The sequence below is a fragment of the Pseudomonas sp. GV105 genome (assembly GCF_003058185.1).
In the GTDB taxonomy this organism is placed as follows: domain Bacteria; phylum Pseudomonadota; class Gammaproteobacteria; order Pseudomonadales; family Pseudomonadaceae; genus Aquipseudomonas; species Aquipseudomonas veronii.
The window spans coordinates 16,796-33,297 of the sequence record NZ_QBUF01000007.1 but is presented as its reverse complement, the minus strand read 5'-3'; the positions used below and the strand labels follow the sequence as shown (position 1 = coordinate 33,297).

Annotated in this window: 14 protein-coding genes and 1 pseudogene; 4 read left to right on the top strand and 11 right to left on the bottom strand. The window is 62.8% G+C overall.

The features are described from left to right. Positions 1–14: 14 nt before the first annotated feature. Positions 15–653 (bottom strand): LysE family translocator, encoded by a 639-nt coding sequence (locus tag C8K66_RS14750; RefSeq protein WP_108525190.1) that lies wholly within the window; start codon positions 651–653, stop codon positions 15–17. A gap of 140 nt (positions 654–793) precedes the next feature. Here C8K66_RS14750 and C8K66_RS14745 point away from each other — a divergent pair, with 140 nt between their 5' ends. Then, positions 794–1,603, top strand: a complete 810-nt coding sequence (locus C8K66_RS14745; RefSeq protein ID WP_108525188.1) for an AraC family transcriptional regulator — start codon at positions 794–796, stop codon at positions 1,601–1,603. A gap of 6 nt (positions 1,604–1,609) precedes the next feature. On the opposite strand, the gene C8K66_RS14740 is transcribed toward C8K66_RS14745, so the two are convergent. From C8K66_RS14740 to C8K66_RS14730, 3 genes and pseudogenes are all read right to left on the bottom strand, one after another. Next, positions 1,610–2,197, bottom strand: a complete 588-nt coding sequence (locus C8K66_RS14740; protein WP_046384811.1) for a flavin reductase family protein — start codon at positions 2,195–2,197, stop codon at positions 1,610–1,612. A gap of 60 nt (positions 2,198–2,257) precedes the next feature. Continuing rightward, positions 2,258–2,407: pseudogene (locus C8K66_RS14735) on the bottom strand (chemotaxis protein); the annotation flags it as partial. Positions 2,408–2,563: 156 nt separating this feature from the next. Further along, positions 2,564–2,896 carry a DUF2790 domain-containing protein gene (locus C8K66_RS14730; protein ID WP_046384813.1) on the bottom strand — a complete coding sequence of 111 codons (333 nt, stop codon included), beginning with the start codon at positions 2,894–2,896 and terminating at the stop codon, positions 2,564–2,566. Positions 2,897–3,121: 225 nt separating this feature from the next. Between C8K66_RS14730 and C8K66_RS14725 the strand changes: the two genes are divergently transcribed. The 3 genes from C8K66_RS14725 to C8K66_RS14715 all read left to right on the top strand — a co-directional run bounded on the left by C8K66_RS14725 (position 3,122) and on the right by C8K66_RS14715 (position 6,892). After that, the gene (locus C8K66_RS14725; protein ID WP_108525414.1) at positions 3,122–4,441 is read left to right on the top strand and encodes an OprD family porin; all 1,320 of its coding nucleotides are present in this window, start codon (positions 3,122–3,124) and stop codon (positions 4,439–4,441) included. Positions 4,442–4,784: 343 nt separating this feature from the next. Next, positions 4,785–5,459: a heavy metal response regulator transcription factor gene (locus C8K66_RS14720; protein WP_046384814.1), complete on the top strand. Its 675-nt coding sequence runs from the start codon at positions 4,785–4,787 to the stop codon at positions 5,457–5,459. Continuing rightward, on the top strand, positions 5,456–6,892 hold the full coding sequence (locus C8K66_RS14715; protein ID WP_046384815.1) for a heavy metal sensor histidine kinase: 1,437 nt from the start codon (positions 5,456–5,458) through the stop codon (positions 6,890–6,892). Before C8K66_RS14720 ends, C8K66_RS14715 begins: the two co-directional genes overlap by 4 nt. Here C8K66_RS14715 and C8K66_RS14710 read toward each other — a convergent pair. The 7 genes from C8K66_RS14710 to C8K66_RS14680 all read right to left on the bottom strand — a co-directional run bounded on the left by C8K66_RS14710 (position 6,816) and on the right by C8K66_RS14680 (position 16,488). After that, positions 6,816–9,962: a CusA/CzcA family heavy metal efflux RND transporter gene (locus C8K66_RS14710; protein WP_057005638.1), complete on the bottom strand. Its 3,147-nt coding sequence runs from the start codon at positions 9,960–9,962 to the stop codon at positions 6,816–6,818. The genes C8K66_RS14715 and C8K66_RS14710 overlap by 77 nt on opposite strands. 18 nt (positions 9,963–9,980) lie before the next feature. Then, positions 9,981–11,087 carry an efflux RND transporter periplasmic adaptor subunit gene (locus C8K66_RS14705; protein WP_057005637.1) on the bottom strand — a complete coding sequence of 369 codons (1,107 nt, stop codon included), beginning with the start codon at positions 11,085–11,087 and terminating at the stop codon, positions 9,981–9,983. A 17-nt stretch (positions 11,088–11,104) separates the two neighbouring features. Beyond that, the gene (locus tag C8K66_RS14700) at positions 11,105–12,328 is read right to left on the bottom strand and encodes a TolC family protein (RefSeq protein WP_057005636.1); all 1,224 of its coding nucleotides are present in this window, start codon (positions 12,326–12,328) and stop codon (positions 11,105–11,107) included. Between the two features lie 109 nt (positions 12,329–12,437). Beyond that, a complete protein-coding gene (locus C8K66_RS14695; RefSeq protein ID WP_046384819.1) occupies positions 12,438–13,343 on the bottom strand; it encodes a cation diffusion facilitator family transporter in 906 nt (301 codons plus the stop codon). A gap of 137 nt (positions 13,344–13,480) precedes the next feature. Continuing rightward, the gene (locus C8K66_RS14690) at positions 13,481–13,978 is read right to left on the bottom strand and encodes a DUF4411 family protein (protein WP_017844499.1); all 498 of its coding nucleotides are present in this window, start codon (positions 13,976–13,978) and stop codon (positions 13,481–13,483) included. Further along, positions 13,975–15,111 carry an XRE family transcriptional regulator gene (locus tag C8K66_RS14685; protein ID WP_046384820.1) on the bottom strand — a complete coding sequence of 379 codons (1,137 nt, stop codon included), beginning with the start codon at positions 15,109–15,111 and terminating at the stop codon, positions 13,975–13,977. The genes C8K66_RS14690 and C8K66_RS14685 overlap by 4 nt, the downstream gene beginning before the upstream one ends. 72 nt (positions 15,112–15,183) lie before the next feature. Continuing rightward, entirely contained in the window at positions 15,184–16,488 is a 1,305-nt protein-coding gene (locus tag C8K66_RS14680) for an MFS transporter (RefSeq protein WP_046384821.1), read from the bottom strand. Positions 16,489–16,502 lie beyond the last annotated feature (14 nt).

Sequence of the window (16,502 nt, the reverse complement as noted above, 5' to 3'; positions counted from 1 at the left end):
CTTACCATGAGCGGTCAGCGATTCGCTACCAGATGTACACCGAACAGCATGTAGCAACTCCCGGCAAAACGGTCGAGCCATTTACGCGAGCGGCTGTAGAGGTCGGCCATGCGCGCACTGGAAAACACCAGGGCCACGCTGGAATACCAGCTGAACGACAAGGTGGCCATGATGATCACCGCCAGGGTCAACAGCATCGGCGATGGCGACGGCGGCATGGTGGACGCGAAGATGGTGGCGACGAACAGCGCGGCCTTGGGATTGGACAGATTGCCCAGCAACCCCAGGCGCCAGGCGGAAAACAACGAGCGCCTAGCCCCGTCCGGCAAGCGGCTCTGCCCCATCACCGGCGCCGAGCGTTTGAACAGCTTCAACCCCAGGTAGATCAGGTAGCAGCCACCGATGATCTTGAACGCCAGGTACAGCATGGGGGCGGCGGTAAACAGCGACTTTATGCCCAGCCCACCGGCCAGCCCCCACAGGATCGTCCCAGTCGCGACACCCGCCGAGGCCACCACGCCATGGCGGCGCGAACAGCTGGCGGCCAGTTGCGCGGTGTTGAAGAAATTGGGCCCGGGCGTGACCACCGCCACCGTCCACAGCAGGGCCAGCGAGATCAGGGGCGTCACGTAGGCGGGGTTGAGCAAATCCATGGCGGGCAACTCCATCAGCACAGGGCACGAACAGCGATCATAGGCCTCGCCTGCCCCCCTGCACAATCGTACAAGACCCCGGCAGACAAGGGCCTCAGACTCGGTTAACGTGTTTCCACCTCTTCTTGTGACAAGTCACCATGGGTAAACCCACCCCCACCCTCGACTGGGTCCACCGCGCGCCGCATGCCAGTGGCCTGGACCGTATCGAGGCGTACTTCGCCGGCATCGCGTTCGACCTGCATCGCCATGACACCTATGCCATCGGTCGCACCTTGTTCGGCGTGCAGAGTTTTCATTATCGCGGCGGCATGACCCATGGCCTGCCCGGCACCACCATGGTGATTCATCCCGACGAGACCCATGACGGCCGCGCCGGCAGCGAGGAAGGCTTCAAGTACCGCATGATCTATGTGGAGCCGGCGCTGGTCCAACAGATCCTCGGCGGCAAGCCGTTGCCGTTTATCCCCGGCGGGGTGTCCATCGACCCGTGGCTGTTTCGCGCCAGCGAAGTGTTGCTGCAAAGCCTGGACTGCCCGATCGACCGGCTGCAGGAGCAGGACGCCCTGTTCGACCTGGCCCAAGCCTTGAACAACGCCTCGGGAGCGATCACCACCCGCAAGACCTTCGATTACGTCGCCGCCGAACGCGCCCGGGAATTTATCCACAGCGCCCTGGGCCGCAGCATCACCCTGGATGAAATGGCCGAACACGCCGGCCGCGACCGCTGGGCCTTGTCGCGGGATTTTCGTTTGTTGTTCGGCACCAGCCCTTACCGCTACCTGACCATGCGCCGGCTGGATCTGGTACGCAGCCTGCTGGCCCAGGGCAAAACGCTGGTGGACGCAGCGATGATCGCCGGCTTCACCGACCAGAGCCACATGACCCGGCAATTTCACAGCACCTACGGCATGCCGCCGGCGCGCTGGGTGAAGATGCTCGGGCGCTGAACGCGCTCAACCGGCGGGCGTCAGCTGCTGCCCGTCAATCGGCTGGCCGATCGTGAGGAAATGCCCGCCCGCCACATGGTGCAAGGTGCGCAGTTGATCAAAGCCTTCGAAGTGCCAGTGCCCTTCGCTGAACACGCGCTCGTCGGCATACGCCGCGACCACTTCGCCGAGGAACAGGTCGTAGGTCTGCTGGGTGTGCGGTTCGGGCAACAGGCGGCATTCCAACCAGGCGACGCAGCCTTCGAGCAAAGGCGCCTCAGTGTGTTCACCGTTGAAGGTGCGCAGGCCATAGGCGGCGAATTTGTCAAGTTCCGCGCCGCTGGTAGTGCCCACCGTCTGTACGAGATCGGCCTGGGCCGCGCAGGGCACCTGCAGCACGAAGGTGCCGGCGCGTTCCAGCAGTTGCCGGGTCCAGGTGGCCTTGTCCAGCACGACGGCGACTTTCGGCGGTTCGAAATCCAACGGCATGGCCCAGGCGGCAGCCATGATGTTGCGCTGACCGTCATGCGCGGCGCTGACCAGCACGGTCGGGCCGTGGTTGAGCAAGCGGTAGGCCTTGGACAGCGGAACGGGGCGGCAGTGGTCGGGGCTCATGAAGGATCGGCTCTTCAATAGTGAAAAAACCTACGATACCTCAAGCACAAGCCCTACGGGTCAGTTCGAGAGCTGGTTGGCGAACTGTCCGACTGCGCTGACGACCTTTTGTGCGCCGTCCTGGATGTCCACGATCACCGTGCCGGCTTCGGCCGCCAGGGCCAGGCCCTGCTCGGCTTGCTGGCGGCCGTCGCTCATCAGGCGCACCGCACCGGCAACGTGTTCGCCGCGCGCCTGCAGTTGCGACATCGAGTAAGCCAGTTCCTGCAGGAAGTTGGCATTCGCCCATTCCACCCGGCCTTCATCGGTGTGGCCGGCGTTTTCTGAAGAGCGCTTCAATGCCCGGCGTCACTCTTTTTGCAGCGGTCAGCTGCCATTGTTCCGGCAGATCCCCATCACTTGATATTCCAGGGTATTGAGCTTGCCGCTGGTGTCTTCGTAGGTCATGCGCGAGGGCACGGGGCTGCAAGAGCGGATCGGTGGTGTCACGTTGACCACCTTGGCGATGTCCAGGGTCATGCCATAGCGATAGGTCTGCACCACCGGGGCCGCTTTGCCCTCTCTGGCCGCGTACTCGGTCATGGCTTGTTCATTGCGCTCCATCATCAGCGCAAACGTGCGATCGCCGCCGCCTTCGGCCAATGCGCCGAAGGACAGGATGGCCGTCAATATACCCAGGCTGGTTTTATAAAAGTTCATTGTTCATTCCTCGACTGAAAGTTCAGTGTCGAGACTAACCAAACAACCCTGACGCGATGTTCACCAGAAGATTACGTATTTGTTAGGTGGCACTAAGGTTCCAGAATTGTAATGTTCACGCAACACAGCCGTTATCCACGGTTTGCAACTATCAGCCCGGGCCAAATCAATAAGAACGCCCGCCTCCATAAGAAGCTGATCACTGCCAATACCGAGGAGCGAAACATGCATATCCGTTATTACACCCTCCCCCTCTCACTCATCGCCGCCCTGCCGCTGGCAGCGCTGGCCGTGGAAGACCAGCCCGACGGTTTTATCGAAGGCAGCCGCCTGAACGTCCTGGCACGTAATTTTTACTTCAACCGCGATGATCGCAAAGGCCAATCCAGCCCGACCGGCAACGGCTATTCAGAAGCCTGGGCGCAGGGGCTGATCGGCAAGTTCGAGTCCGGCTTCACCCAAGGCACCGTGGGTTTTGGCCTGGATGCGTTTGCCATGGTCGGCGTGAAACTCGATTCGGGCACCGGCCGCAGCGGCGGCAAGGGCTCGTTCGGCATGTTGCCGGTGGACCGCGACAACCGCCCCGAAGACAGCTATAGCAAGGTCGGCGGCGCCGCGAAACTGCGCGTGCTGGACACAGTGATCAAGGCCGGCGACGTGTTCCCGCTGACGCCGGTGGTGGCCTACGGCGACTCCCGTGTATTGCCGGAAAGTTTCCGTGGCGTCACCGTGCAAAACACCAGCCTCGCCGGCCTGAGCCTGCAGGGCGGACGCTTGAGCGGCATGAGCCAGCCCAATGAAAGCGGCATGAACAAAGGCTTCGCGACGTTTTATGCGGGCCCGGTCGACTCGCCCTGGATCGGCTATTTCGGCGGTGACTATCAACTCAACAAGCACCTCGGTTTCAGCCTGTACAGCAGCCGCCTGAAAGACGCCTGGGACCAATACTACGTCGGCAGCACCGCCAGTTACCCGCTCACCGAAGACGTTTCGCTGTTCGGCGACGTCAATTACTACAAGGCCGTGGACGAGGGCAAAAAGCGCCTGGGCACATTCGACAACAACATCTGGAGCGCCCGGCTCGGGGTGAAAGTCGGTGCCCACAGCGTTGCCGTGTCGCACCAGCGCAACAATGGCGACGACGACTTCGATTACCTGCGCCAGTCGGACTCGATCTTCCTCAACAACTCGATCCAGTACAGCGACTTCAACTCGCCCAAGGAACGCTCATGGATGGTGCGCTACGACCTGGACATGCAGGCCTTCGGCATTCCCGGCCTGACGTTCATGACCCGCTACGCCAAAGGCAGCGGGGCCGACTACAGCAACGCCAACGCGGTGTATATGCGCCGCGATGCCGCCGGTAATCCGCTCACCGATCAGCGCCGCTGGGAACGCAATATCGAAGCCAAGTACGTGGTGCAGGCCGGCACGCTGAAGGACTTATCCCTGCGCCTGCGCCAGGCGAGCGTGCGCTCAAGTGCATTTGAGTCGGACCTGGAAGAAGTAAGGGTCATTATCGAATATCCACTGGCGGTGCTCTAAGCAACGCTTACATTTACTTGCCGATGAAGTACATCTCTTCACAGGTTCAAATCTGTCAGAACTGTAATATCGGCCTCACCTTCGCGTTAAGTTGCAGTTTTTATACTGCGCATCGAGCACTATTCATCTCTGCGGCTTTTGTGTAGCTCCTTTGGAACGGAGATGAACTTTTTACGCCCCGCTTGGGGCGTTTTTTTGTTCACTCGCACAGCGGCGAATCGTCGCAGCTACCTGACGTGGCTTGACCCTATAGCGACTTCACGGCTCAGAGTTTTCCTACAGCCAAATTCAGCGCCTCTATGAGGCCATGCCCCCTCTCCGTTTCCTTTGAAGGTAAATCCCCATGCGTATCCTTGTGGTTGAGGACGAGCAGAAAACCGCCGATTACTTGCAGCAGGGCCTGACCGAAAGCGGCTATGTCGTCGATTGCGCCGCCAGTGGCGTCGACGGCCTGCACCTGGCCCGGCAACACACCTATGAACTGGTGATCCTCGACGTGAACCTGCCCAACACCGACGGTTGGGAAGTGCTGGAACACCTGCGCCGCGACGGCAACCAGCGGGTGATGATGCTGACCGCCCGCGGCCGGCTGGCCGACAAGATCAAGGGCCTGGACATGGGCGCCGATGATTACCTGGTCAAACCCTTCGAATTCCCCGAACTGCTGGCCCGCGTCCGCACGCTGTTGCGCCGCAGCGAGCACATTCCGTTGCCGGACGTGTTGCGCGTCGCCGACCTGGAGCTGGACCCGCGCCGCCACCGCGCCTACCGCGGCACACGACGCATCGACCTGACCACCAAAGAGTTCGCCCTGCTGCACGTATTGATGCGCCAGGCCGGCGAGGTGATGACCCGCACGCAAATCATCTCGCTGGTGTGGGACATGAACTTCGACTGCGACACCAACGTCGTCGAAGTCTCCATCAGCCGCCTGCGCGGCAAGGTCGACGACCAGAGCGAGGTCAAGCTGATCCACACCATTCGCGGCGTCGGTTACGTGCTGGAGGCGCGTCAATGAGGACCAGCAGCCTGTCGATGCGCCTGGGCCTGACGGTCAGCCTGATGGGCGCCGGACTGGTCGTGCTGCTGGCGACCCTGGCTTACCTGGCCTTGACCCACGAGCTGGACAAACTCGCGCGCAAGGGCCTGGAAAACAAGCTGGATCAGTTGGAACACAGCCTGAGCCAGAGCCTCGCCCCCCGCGACATCAGCAGCCGCCCCCACTCGCTGCTGGACCTGGTGATGGGCCACGACAATATCTACCTGACCATCATGAGCACCCAGGCCGATGCGCCGGTGCTCCTCAGCGTGGGCGCAAAACCCCAGCAGCCGTTGTTGCTCGACGTACCGGCCGGCAAGACCCTGGCCTACCTGAACTGGGTGGACGGGCATGGCAACCGCATCCTCAGCGCCTCGCGCATGGTGGCGCTGCGCAATGGCGAGAACGTGCGCGTGCTGCTCTCGCTGGACCGCTCCGACGATGAAGCGTTGCTCAGTGCCTACCTGCGCTCCACGGTGATCGCCCTGCCGCTGCTGCTGATCCTGATCGGCATGGGCGCCTGGTGGCTGGTGCAGCGCGGGCTGGCGCCGTTGCAGCAGTTCAGCCGTGTGGCGGCGCAGGTCAGCACCCAGGACCTGACCCATCGCCTGGCGCTGGACAACCTGCCCAAGGAGCTGGGCGAGTTGGCCCAGGGCATCAACTTCATGCTGCACCGCCTGGACGACGGTGTGCGGCAACTGTCGCAGTTCTCCGATGACCTGGCCCACGAACTGCGCGCGCCGTTGACCAACCTGATGGGCAAGGCGCAGGTGACGTTGTCCCGCGAGCGGCCTTCGCAGGAATACCAAGCGGGCCTGGAATCCTGCGTCGAGGAAATGGAACGCCTGTCGCGCATCGTCTCCGACATGCTGTTTCTGGCCCAGGTCAGCCATCCGGCGGCGCGGGCCGGGTTTGCCCGGGTGTCGTTGGGTGACGAAGCGCAGCGGGTGATGGAGCTGTTTGCCTTGAGCGCCGAGGACAAGCAGGTGACCCTGAACCTGCGCGGCGACGCCTGGGTGATGGGCGATCGCCTGATGATCCAGCGGGCCATCTCCAACTTGCTGTCCAATGCCATCCGCCACACGCCAACCGCGTCTACCGTGTTGTTGCTGGTGGAAACCTACGGCCAGCGTGTATCGCTGTCGGTCGGCAACCCCGGGCGCGGCATCGAAGCGCACCACCTGCCGCACTTGTTCGAACGCTTCTACCGCGCCGACAGCAGCCGTACCCGCGCCGAGGGCGGCACCGGCCTGGGGCTGGCCATCGTGCAGTCGATCATGCACCTGCATCAGGGCCACGCCGATGTCAGCAGCCAGCCGGGGCGTTTTACGCGCTTCAGCCTGGTGTTTCCTCGTCCTTGCGATGCGCCCAGTGATACAACGCCGGCAGCACCAGCAAGGTCAGCAACGTAGAGGAAATGATCCCGCCGATCACCACCGTCGCCAGCGGCCGCTGCACCTCGGCGCCGGTGCCGGTGGCCAGGGCCATGGGGATAAATCCGAGGGACGCCACCAGCGCCGTCATCAACACCGGGCGCAGCCGGGTCAGCGCGCCTTCGTTGATGGCCATCGACAGCGAGCGCCCTTCCTCGCGCAGGTTGCGGATAAACGCGATCATCACCAGGCCGTTGAGCACCGCCACGCCGGACAAGGCGATAAAGCCCACCCCGGCCGAGATCGACAGCGGAATATCGCGCAGCCACAGCGCCATGATCCCACCGGTCAAGGCGAACGGAATCCCGGTGAACACCAACAGCCCGTCCTTGAGGTTGTTGAACATCATGAACAACAGCCCGAACACCAGCAGCAGCGCCACCGGCACCACGATGCGCAGGCGGTCGGAGGCCTCCTTCAACTGTTCGAACTGCCCGCCCCAGGTGGTCCAGTAGCCAACCGGCACTTTGACCTGGGCGCCGATGGCGGCTTCGGCCTCTTGGACAAACGAGCCGATATCACGCCCCCGCACGTTGGCGCTGACAATCACCAGGCGCTTGCCGTTCTCGCGGCTGATCTGGTTCGGGCCCAGCACCAGGTCGAGGCTGGCGACCTGGGACAAGGCGATAAAACCCAGTTGCCCGGAGGCGTTACCGGCCAGCGCCGGCACCGGGATCAGCAGCCGCGACAAGCCATCGATATCGGTGCGTAATGCGTCGGACAAACGCACGACCATGTCGAAACGTCGGTCACCTTCGTACAACGTTCCGGCCTGGCGCCCACCGACTGCGACGGCAATCGTGTCCTGCACATCGCCGACGTTCAGGCCAAACCGCGCGGCCTTGTCGCGGTCGATATTGATGGTCAGTACCGGCAGGCCGGAGGTCTGCTCGACCTTCACTTCCGAGGCGCCGTTCAGGCCTTGCAAGGTCTCGGCGATTTCCCCGGCGGTGGCGTTGAGCACCGCCATGTCGTCGCCGAATACCTTCACCGCCACGTCGCTGCGCACCCCGGAAATCAGCTCGTTGAAGCGCAGTTGGATCGGTTGCGACAGTTCATACGCACTGCCCGGCACAATCGCACTGGCGCGCTGGATATCGGCGATCAGCGTTTCGCGGGACTTCTGCGGATCAGGCCACTGATCCTTGGGCTTGAGCATCACGTAGCTGTCGGAAATGTTCGGTGGCATCGGGTCGGAGGCAATCTCCGCGGTGCCGGTGCGGGCGAAGACCCGTTCGATTTCCGGCACCTGGGCCATCAAGGTTTTTTCCAACTGCTGTTGCATCTGCACCGACTGCGTCAGGCTGGTGCCGGGCACGCGCAGGGCTTGCTGGGCGAAGTCGCCTTCGCTGAGGCTGGGGATGAATTCGCTGCCCATGCGGCTGGCCACCAGCCCCGAGGCGACGATGGTCAACAGCGCCAAACCGAACACCAGCGGGCGCCGCGCCATCACCCCATCGAGCACCGGCGCATAGACCCGGCGCGCACTGCGCATCACCAGGTTTTCTTCTTCCTTGACCTTGCCGGTGACAAACAGCGCAATCGCCGCCGGCACAAAGGTCACCGAGAGGATCATCGCGCCGAACAGGGCGATCACCACGGTGAAGGCCATGGGGTGGAACATTTTCCCGGCCACGCCGGTGAGGGCGAAGATCGGCAGGTACACCACCATGATGATCAGTTGCCCGAAGATCAGCGCGCGCCGCGCCTCCTTGGCCGCCGCGAACACTTCGTGCAGGCGCTCGCTGCGGGTCAACAGGCGGCCGTGTCGCTGTTGCGCATGGGCCAGGCGACGGATCGCGTTCTCGACGATCACCACCGCGCCGTCGACGATGATGCCGAAGTCCAGCGCGCCGAGGCTCATCAGGTTGGCGCTGACTTTGTTGGTGAACATGCCGGTAAAGGTGAACAGCATCGCCAGCGGGATCACCATCGCGGTGATCAGCGCCGCGCGGATGTTGCCGAGGAACAGGAACAACACCGCGACCACCAGCAGCGCGCCTTCGAAAAGGTTTTTCTTCACGGTGGCGATGGCTTTTTCGACGAGGTTGGTGCGGTCGTAGACGGTCACGGCGACCACGCCCTCGGGCAGCGAGCGGTTGATCTGTTCGAGTCGCGCAGCCACGGCCTGGGACACGGTGCGGCTGTTTTCGCCGATCAGCATGAACACCGTGCCCAGCACCACTTCACGGCCGTTTTCGGTGGCGGCGCCGGTACGCAGCTCACGGCCGATCTCGACCTGGGCCACATTGCGCACGCGGATCGGCGTGCCGTCCGAGGTGGTGATGACGATGTTGGCGATATCGTCGATCGACGCCACTTGCCCCGGTGCGCGGATCAGCAATTGCTCGCCGCTGCGCTCGATGTAGCCGGCACCGACGTTGGCGTTGTTGCGTTCCAGGGCGGTGACCAGATCGCTCAAGGTCAGGTTGTAGGCCGCCAGGCGCTTGGGGTCGGGGGCGATCTGGTATTCCTTGGCAAAACCACCGATGGTGTTGATCTCGGCCACGCCGGGCACGTTGCGCAGTTGCGGCTTGATGATCCAGTCCTGGATCACGCGCAGGTCGGTCGGCGTGTAGGGCGTGCCGTCGTCCTTGCGCGCGCCCTCTTCGGCTTCCACGGTCCATAGGAAAATTTCCCCAAGACCGGTGGAAATCGGCCCCATCGCCGTTTCGATACCGACGGGCAATTGTTCACGGGCGACTTGCAGGCGTTCATTGACCAATTGGCGGGCAAAGAACAGGTCGGTGCCGTCCTTGAAGATCACCGTGACCTGGGACAAACCGGAGCGCGACAGCGAACGGGTCTGCTGCAACCCCGGCAACCCGGCCATCGCGGTTTCAATGGGAAAGGTGATGCGCTGTTCGGTTTCCAGCGGCGAAAAACCGGGCGCCGCCGAGTTGATCTGCACCTGCACATTGGTGATGTCGGGCACTGCGTCGATGGGCAGTTTCTGATAGCTGGCGACGCCGACACCGGCCATCAACAGCACCGCCAACAGCACGATGATGCGCTGCTCGATGGCGAATTGGATAAGGCGCTCAAACATGGGAAATCACTCGCAGGATCAATGGGCGTGTTCGGCCGAGCCTTTGCCCAGTTCGGACTTGAGGATGAAGCTGCCAACCGTGGCCACCTGTGCCCCGGCGTCGAGGCCCCGGCGCACTTCGACGTAGCCGTTTTCGCTGACGCCCAGTTCCAGATGGCGGGTGACGAACCCGTCCGCCGTGCGAACGAACACCGAGGGCTTGTCCTCGACGGTCTGGATCGCGGCCTCGGGCACGGTGACCTTGGCCTGGTAGGTGTCGGTGGCGATCTGTACGGCGACGAACAACCCCGGGCGCCAGGCGTCATCGGGGTTGGGCACGGTCACGCGCACGGTGGCGGTGCGCGTCTGCTCGCCCAGCAAGTTGCCCACATAGGCCACGGTACCGAGTACTTCGGTGCCCATTTCGGTGGAGCTGACTTTCACCGGCTTGCCGACGCGGACCTTGTTCAAGTCCTTGGGAAAGACGCCGAACGTGACCCACACCTGCGACAGGTCCGACAAGGTGAAGGCGTTGCTGGTCTCGCTGACCACCTCGCCGACGCCCAGGTGTTTCTCCACCACCACGCCGGCGAACGGTGCGCGCAATTCATAGCGATTGCCGCCGGCCGGCACGGCGCTGCCGCTGAGGGCGGTCATCTTCTGGCGGGCGTTGTTCAGGGCGATTTCGGCTTCCTGCAAGGCCTGGCGCGCCAGCAGGTAATCCTGCTCGGCGGAGATCTTGTCCTGCCACAGTTGGCGCTCGCGCTGGAAGGTGGTGCGCGCCAGTTCGAGGCGGCGCTGGCTGGCGGCCAGCTCGCTGCGCTGATCGGAAATCTGCTGGCTGGCGATCACCGCCAGCAACTCGCCTTGCTTGACCGTCTGGCCGAGGTTGACCTTCACTGCCTCCACCACCCCCGCCGCACGCGGCACGATGTGCGACGTGCGGTCTTCATCGAAGCGCACTTCACCCGGCAACGACAGCACCGTGCTGATCGGCCGCGGCTGGGCCTGGGCCAGTTGAATACCGGCGGCCTCGATCTGCTGCTCGGTGAGTTCGAGTGTGCCTTCTTCTTCCTCGGCGTTTGCCAGGCCGGACAGCATCAGGCCCAGGACAAGGGCTAGCGCCACGCCATGTTTAGTCTGCATAGAGGACTCCAAAAAAATCAGAAACGGGCGAGGTCGCCGTAGATCCGTTCGATGCGTACCCAGGCGTCGGTGGCCTGGGCGGTCGCCGTGAGGTATTGGGTGCGGGCAGCGATCAAGGTGCGCTGGGCGTCGAGGACGTCGAGGAAGTTGAACTTGCCCATTTCGAAGCCACGGGTGGCGCTGTCCACCGCGCTCTGGGCGGCGGGCAGGATCTGCTGGTTGAATGCGCGCACTTCGGTGTTCGCGGTTTGCCACAGGTCCAGGGCCTGGCGGGTTTCGGTGCGCAGGCGCAGTTCGGCGGCGTTGCGCAGGTCACGGGCCTGGTCGGCGCGGCGGGTGGCGGCGAGCACGTTGCCCTGGTTGCGGTTGAACAGCGGGATCGGCATCGACACGCCCACCAGATTCACGCGCTCGCGCACGCTGGCGTCGTACTGGCTACCAATCGACACATCGAGGTCGGGGATGCGCTGGGCTTTTTCCAGGCCCACGCTGGCTTCGTTCTGCAGGATTTGCAGTTCGGCCAGGCGCAGCTCGGCGGTCTGTTCAAGACGCGCCAGCAGTTGCGCGGCGGGCGGCAACGTCGCCGGGCCGCTGCTTGGCGTGGCGACGGCGGCGAAGTCGGGCGCGGCGCTGCCGGTGCTGGCAGCCAGGCGGCGATAGGCATCGCTGACACCCATCTGGGCGCGGTTGAGTTCCAGGCGGATTTCCGACAACTGCACCTGGGCGCGGGTGGCTTCCACTGGCGACGATTTACCGGCGTTGACGCGGCCATTGGCGATCACCAGGCCGCGCTCGGCCAACGCCAGGGAGCGTTGCGCCAGGTCGAGGCGCTCCTGGGCGCGAAGGGCGCCGTAATAACTGTCGATCACCTCGGCGCGCAAGCCGTTGCGGCGCTGTTCGAGGGTCAGCGCCGCGACGTCCTGGCCACGCGTGGCCAGCTCGATGCGCGCGCCGCGCTTGCCGCCCAGTTCCAGGGTCTGGCTTAACTTGAGCGTGGTGGTGCGGGTGTCGCGGCGGGTGTCTTCGGCATCCCACGAGGCCACCGGGTTGGGGATCAGCCCCGCCTGCTGGCGGCCGCCGCTGGCGATGTCGATCTCCCATTGCGCGGCGGCCAGGTCGGGGTTGTTGGCGAAGGCGGTTTGCAGGGCGGCGTCGAGGGTCAGGGTTTGGGCGCCGACCCCTTGCGCCGTCGCCAGCAACACGATGATCGAGCACAGTAGAGTTCTTGCACGAGTTGGCATAACGAGAGTTCCAGGCCCATGAAATGGCGGATAAATCCAAGCCGGGGCACTGTAACTTTCGGTACTTATCAGGGCGGTGGGGCGAACATTACAAATCCGTTAGCAAGGCTCAAGCATGGGCGTCTTCGGGCCCGTCACGATGAAAACCCTCGCCCTCGACCTGCAGCGTGACGTGGGAAATATCGAATTGTTCATGCAGCAATTGCGTCACTTGAGCGAGGACCTGCTGTTCGGTGCCCGGCATCGCATCCGCCACCAGATGGCTGCTCAGCACGTTCTTGCCACTGGTGAGCGCCCAGATATGCAGGTCGTGTACGTCCTTCACGCCGGGCACGCCACGCATGGCCTGCTCCACGCTGTCGATATCGACGCCGTCGGGCACGCCTTGCAGCAACACATTCATGCTGTCCTTGAGCAGCACCCAGGTGCGCGGCAACACCCAGAAACCAATCGCCGCCGCCACCACGGAGTCGACCCAAGCCCAGCCGGTCAACATGATCACGACGGCTGCGATGATCACGCCGATAGAGCCGAGCATGTCGCTCCAGACCTCCAGGTACGCGCCTTTGACATTCAGGCTTTCGCCACTGCCGGCGCTGAGCAGGCGCATGGAGATCAGGTTGACGAGCAGCCCCAGCACGGCGATCACCAGCATGCCGGTCGACTGGATTTCGGCGGGTGCCTGCAGGCGTTGATAGGCCTCATAAAGGATGTAGAACGCCACCGCAAACAGCAGCAAGGCATTGAACGCCGCCGCCAGGATTTCAAAGCGGGCATAGCCGAACGTGCGCTTGCGGTCGGCGGGGCGCTTGGCGATCTGGATCGCCACCAGGGAAATCGCCATGGCCAGGGCGTCGGTCATCATGTGCGCGGCGTCGGACAACAGCGCCAGGCTGCCGGTGATAAAGGCACCGATCACCTCGGCAATCATGAAACTGCTGGTCAGCCCGAGGGCCATCCACAACTGCCGTTCGTGGCCGGCGCGTACCTGGGCGTGGTTGTGTCCTGCGCTCATGAAACATCCTCGTGGGGTGTGGTTGGATGAATCATAGAGCTATCGGCTAAATACGCTGGCACGGGTTACAAAATTGTCATCCGCACGCCAGCAGGCGGTTACCTTTGATGACACCAAAACCTCTTTGCCCCAATGGGTCAGCGGTGCAAAACGAAACGTGCGTCCAGCTTACCGAGCAACTCAAACGTATTCATATAAGAGACGCCGACCAGTGAGCACACATTGGGAATGGTGTATTTACGCTTGATATCGGGGTTATACACTTCATGGGTTACAACCACCGCTCCCGTCGTCATCGCCTTGGCAATCAGCCACGGGTCTGCCCCTTCAAGAAACTCCTCAAGCGCGCCAACCTTCATCAGCGGCGCCTGCTCGGCAATTTTGGCGACGATATACCCAAATGCCACTTGAGTCCGTTCATCGCTGGCGTCTTCAAAGAGCTGGGCATTGCTCTTGACCCACTGGGTCAGATCGTCATTGCCTTTAGCCAGCTCGTCCCTTACCGGTACGATACTGGCAATCTCCAAAGCCTGGTGTTGTTGAAGTATCCATGCCCAATAGCCCGGACAAATCGTCATCCCGTAATAGCGATTTTTGGCCTCGATCAGCGTATTCGAATCCAATAGATGCTTCATGCCGAGAGCTTCATTCCATACGTCTTCAACTTGGCAGGCTGCACACCCAGCAGTTTTCCCGCGTCGCGTAGCAAAATCTGACCGCTCTGGGCTTGCGCCAGAACAGCCTTGCTCAACCGGGTACTGTTCCTGGTCGCAGCGGTACGGTAGTAGTCCCCTCCACCGCCGTCCTTATCTCGATATGCCTGCAAGATCCGTCGGTAGTAGGCGCCGTATTGATCGCCGCTGATGTAACCAAGGTCACGCGCACGGCGGGCAATGACGAGTGTGCTGACATGAAAGCGCCCCGCCAAAGGCGCCAGGTTGTCTTCCCAGTAAAGATCGCTGTCCCAGTACGCGCTGAAGGCGATTCCCGGCGCAAGAAACTCGCCCGCCACCGCATTGCAGAAGGCTTCTTCTTGACCAGGCCCCTGACTGCCCCCATCGGATACGCCCGTACTGCCGATCCAGAGATGGGCAAGCTCATGCACCAGGGTAAAAAGCCGTGCCGAGGGTGCATCCGCACTGTTGATAAACACAACGGGGGCCATCACGTTGCTGATCGCAAATCCTCGAAACTCGCTGACATCAAGTTTCCTGCGGGTATTGCCCAAGGCAACACCGCTGCGCATAACGAGAATGCCGGCGTCTTCCGCGCCACTCACCAATGCCCGCATATAGTCTTCATAACTCATACGGGCCGGGGCATCGGTTACGCCCAGGACACGACGGATATCGGCAACGACGTCCTTGATCGGCGAGCGACTGTTGAAGCTCCCGACAAAGGAAAGCGGCGCTCGTTCGTGATCCTGCAAATACTCCAGGTACCAGGCCTGTTTGCGTAGCACATCCCTGACGGTGTCCATCAAATCCAGGCTGGGTTTATCGGGTAATTCGCCGCCTACCGTGCGCAGGTCCGGAAGTGGCAGATGCTCCTGTGGAGGCGCCTGGAGAAAGAGAAAACCAAAAGGAACATGCGCGATGGCAGCCCACTTTTGCGCCTGGTTAAAGGTGGGAAGGCTCCGGCCGCTCTCCCACTCCATGACCCTTTGCGTCTTGACCGTAAGCCCCTTGGCGACCTGAGCCTCAGACAGCCCCGCCCGCTGGCGAGACCAGGACAGAATGGCGGGGTTGATAAGGGCCGTCTGGGTCATGAAGGGCTATGTGCTGATCGGGGGGTGGACCTGACTATAGGAGCGGCCGCAATACCCGTCAATTGGTGGCCCTTAGGCTCCGCGAGCGCCTGCATCCACTGCGTGGCGCTTGCTGAACAGCACCACACTCACCACCCCCACCGCGCCCATCACCACGCAATAACCCACGCAAATCCACGGGCTGGTCGGCATCAGTGCGATCAGCATCAAGGGCGTGGTGCTCGCCCACAGCGCGTAGGCAATGTTGTAGGTGAAGGAAATGCCTGACACCCGCACCGGCGCCGGGAACAGTCCGACCATCACCGACGGCACTGCGCCGACCACGCCGCAGCTCAAGCCTGCCACGGCATATGCCGCGCCGAGCCAGACGCCACCGGCGATCAGGCTGGCGTATAACACCGCGATCCCCAGTGGCAGCAACAGGCTGTAGACCAGCACCGCGCGCCAGGCGCCGATGCGGTCCACCAGCAGGCCGGCAAGTACGCAACCGATGTTCAGGAACACAATGCCCAGTGCGCTCAGGGCGAAGGTGTGGCTGGGCGTCATGCCGAAGGTTTTCTGCATCATGGTCGGGGTGATGACCACCAGCACCACCACGGCGGAGGTGAGCACGCAGGTGAGGATCATCGCCGGCAGCAACACGCGGCGATGATCGCGCAATACGGTGCGCAGCGGCAGTTCGGCGGCGGCTTGGCGGCGCGCCTGCATGTCGAGGAATACCGGGGTTTCGTTGAGCCAGCGGCGCAGCCACACGCCGATCACGCCGAAGACGCCGCCGAGCAGGAAGGGGAAGCGCCAGGCGTAGTCGAGGATCTCCGCCGGGGTAAAGATTTGCGCCAGCAGCGTGGCGGTCAGTGCGCCGAGCAGGTAGCCGAAGGTCAGGCCGGCCTGCAAGAAGCCCAAGGCGTAACCGCGGTGATGGGGCGGCGCGTGCTCAGCGACAAAGGTCCAGGCGCTGGGCACTTCACCACCCACCGCCGCACCTTGCAGCACGCGCAGCACCAGCAGGATCAGCGGTGCGAAATAGCCGATTTGCGCGTAGGTCGGCATGATCCCGATCAGCAGGCAGGGCAAGGCCATCATCAGGATGCTCAGGCTGAACACGCGCTTGCGCCCCAGGTGATCGGCGAAGTGCGCCATCAGGATGCCGCCCAGCGGGCGCGCGAGGTAGCCGGTGACGAAGATCCCGAAACTTTGCAGCAGGCGCAGCCACTCGGGCATTTCCGGCGGGAAGAACAGTTGGCTGAGGGTCAGCGCGAAAAACACGAAAATGATGAAGTCGTAGATTTCCAGGGCACCGCCGAGGGCGGCCAGGCCCAGGGTTTTGTAGTCGGAGCGGGAAAAACGCTGCGCCTGGGCAAGCGAGGTGGCAGTCATGTTGAGGCTCGGCA

Excerpts from the sequence above, each read along its gene's own strand:
- C8K66_RS14750 (WP_108525190.1), bottom strand. The coding sequence starts at position 653 with ATGGATTTGCTCAACCCCGCCTACGTGACGCCCCTGATCTCGCTGGCC.
- C8K66_RS14745 (WP_108525188.1), top strand. The coding sequence starts at position 794 with ATGGGTAAACCCACCCCCACCCTCGACTGGGTCCACCGCGCGCCGCAT.
- C8K66_RS14740 (WP_046384811.1), bottom strand. The coding sequence starts at position 2,197 with ATGAGCCCCGACCACTGCCGCCCCGTTCCGCTGTCCAAGGCCTACCGC.
- C8K66_RS14730 (WP_046384813.1), bottom strand. The coding sequence starts at position 2,896 with ATGAACTTTTATAAAACCAGCCTGGGTATATTGACGGCCATCCTGTCC.
- C8K66_RS14725 (WP_108525414.1), top strand. The coding sequence starts at position 3,122 with ATGCATATCCGTTATTACACCCTCCCCCTCTCACTCATCGCCGCCCTG.
- C8K66_RS14720 (WP_046384814.1), top strand. The coding sequence starts at position 4,785 with ATGCGTATCCTTGTGGTTGAGGACGAGCAGAAAACCGCCGATTACTTG.
- C8K66_RS14715 (WP_046384815.1), top strand. The coding sequence starts at position 5,456 with ATGAGGACCAGCAGCCTGTCGATGCGCCTGGGCCTGACGGTCAGCCTG.
- C8K66_RS14710 (WP_057005638.1), bottom strand. The coding sequence starts at position 9,962 with ATGTTTGAGCGCCTTATCCAATTCGCCATCGAGCAGCGCATCATCGTG.
- C8K66_RS14705 (WP_057005637.1), bottom strand. The coding sequence starts at position 11,087 with ATGCAGACTAAACATGGCGTGGCGCTAGCCCTTGTCCTGGGCCTGATG.
- C8K66_RS14700 (WP_057005636.1), bottom strand. The coding sequence starts at position 12,328 with ATGCCAACTCGTGCAAGAACTCTACTGTGCTCGATCATCGTGTTGCTG.
- C8K66_RS14695 (WP_046384819.1), bottom strand. The coding sequence starts at position 13,343 with ATGAGCGCAGGACACAACCACGCCCAGGTACGCGCCGGCCACGAACGG.
- C8K66_RS14690 (WP_017844499.1), bottom strand. The coding sequence starts at position 13,978 with ATGAAGCATCTATTGGATTCGAATACGCTGATCGAGGCCAAAAATCGC.
- C8K66_RS14685 (WP_046384820.1), bottom strand. The coding sequence starts at position 15,111 with ATGACCCAGACGGCCCTTATCAACCCCGCCATTCTGTCCTGGTCTCGC.
- C8K66_RS14680 (WP_046384821.1), bottom strand. The coding sequence starts at position 16,488 with ATGACTGCCACCTCGCTTGCCCAGGCGCAGCGTTTTTCCCGCTCCGAC.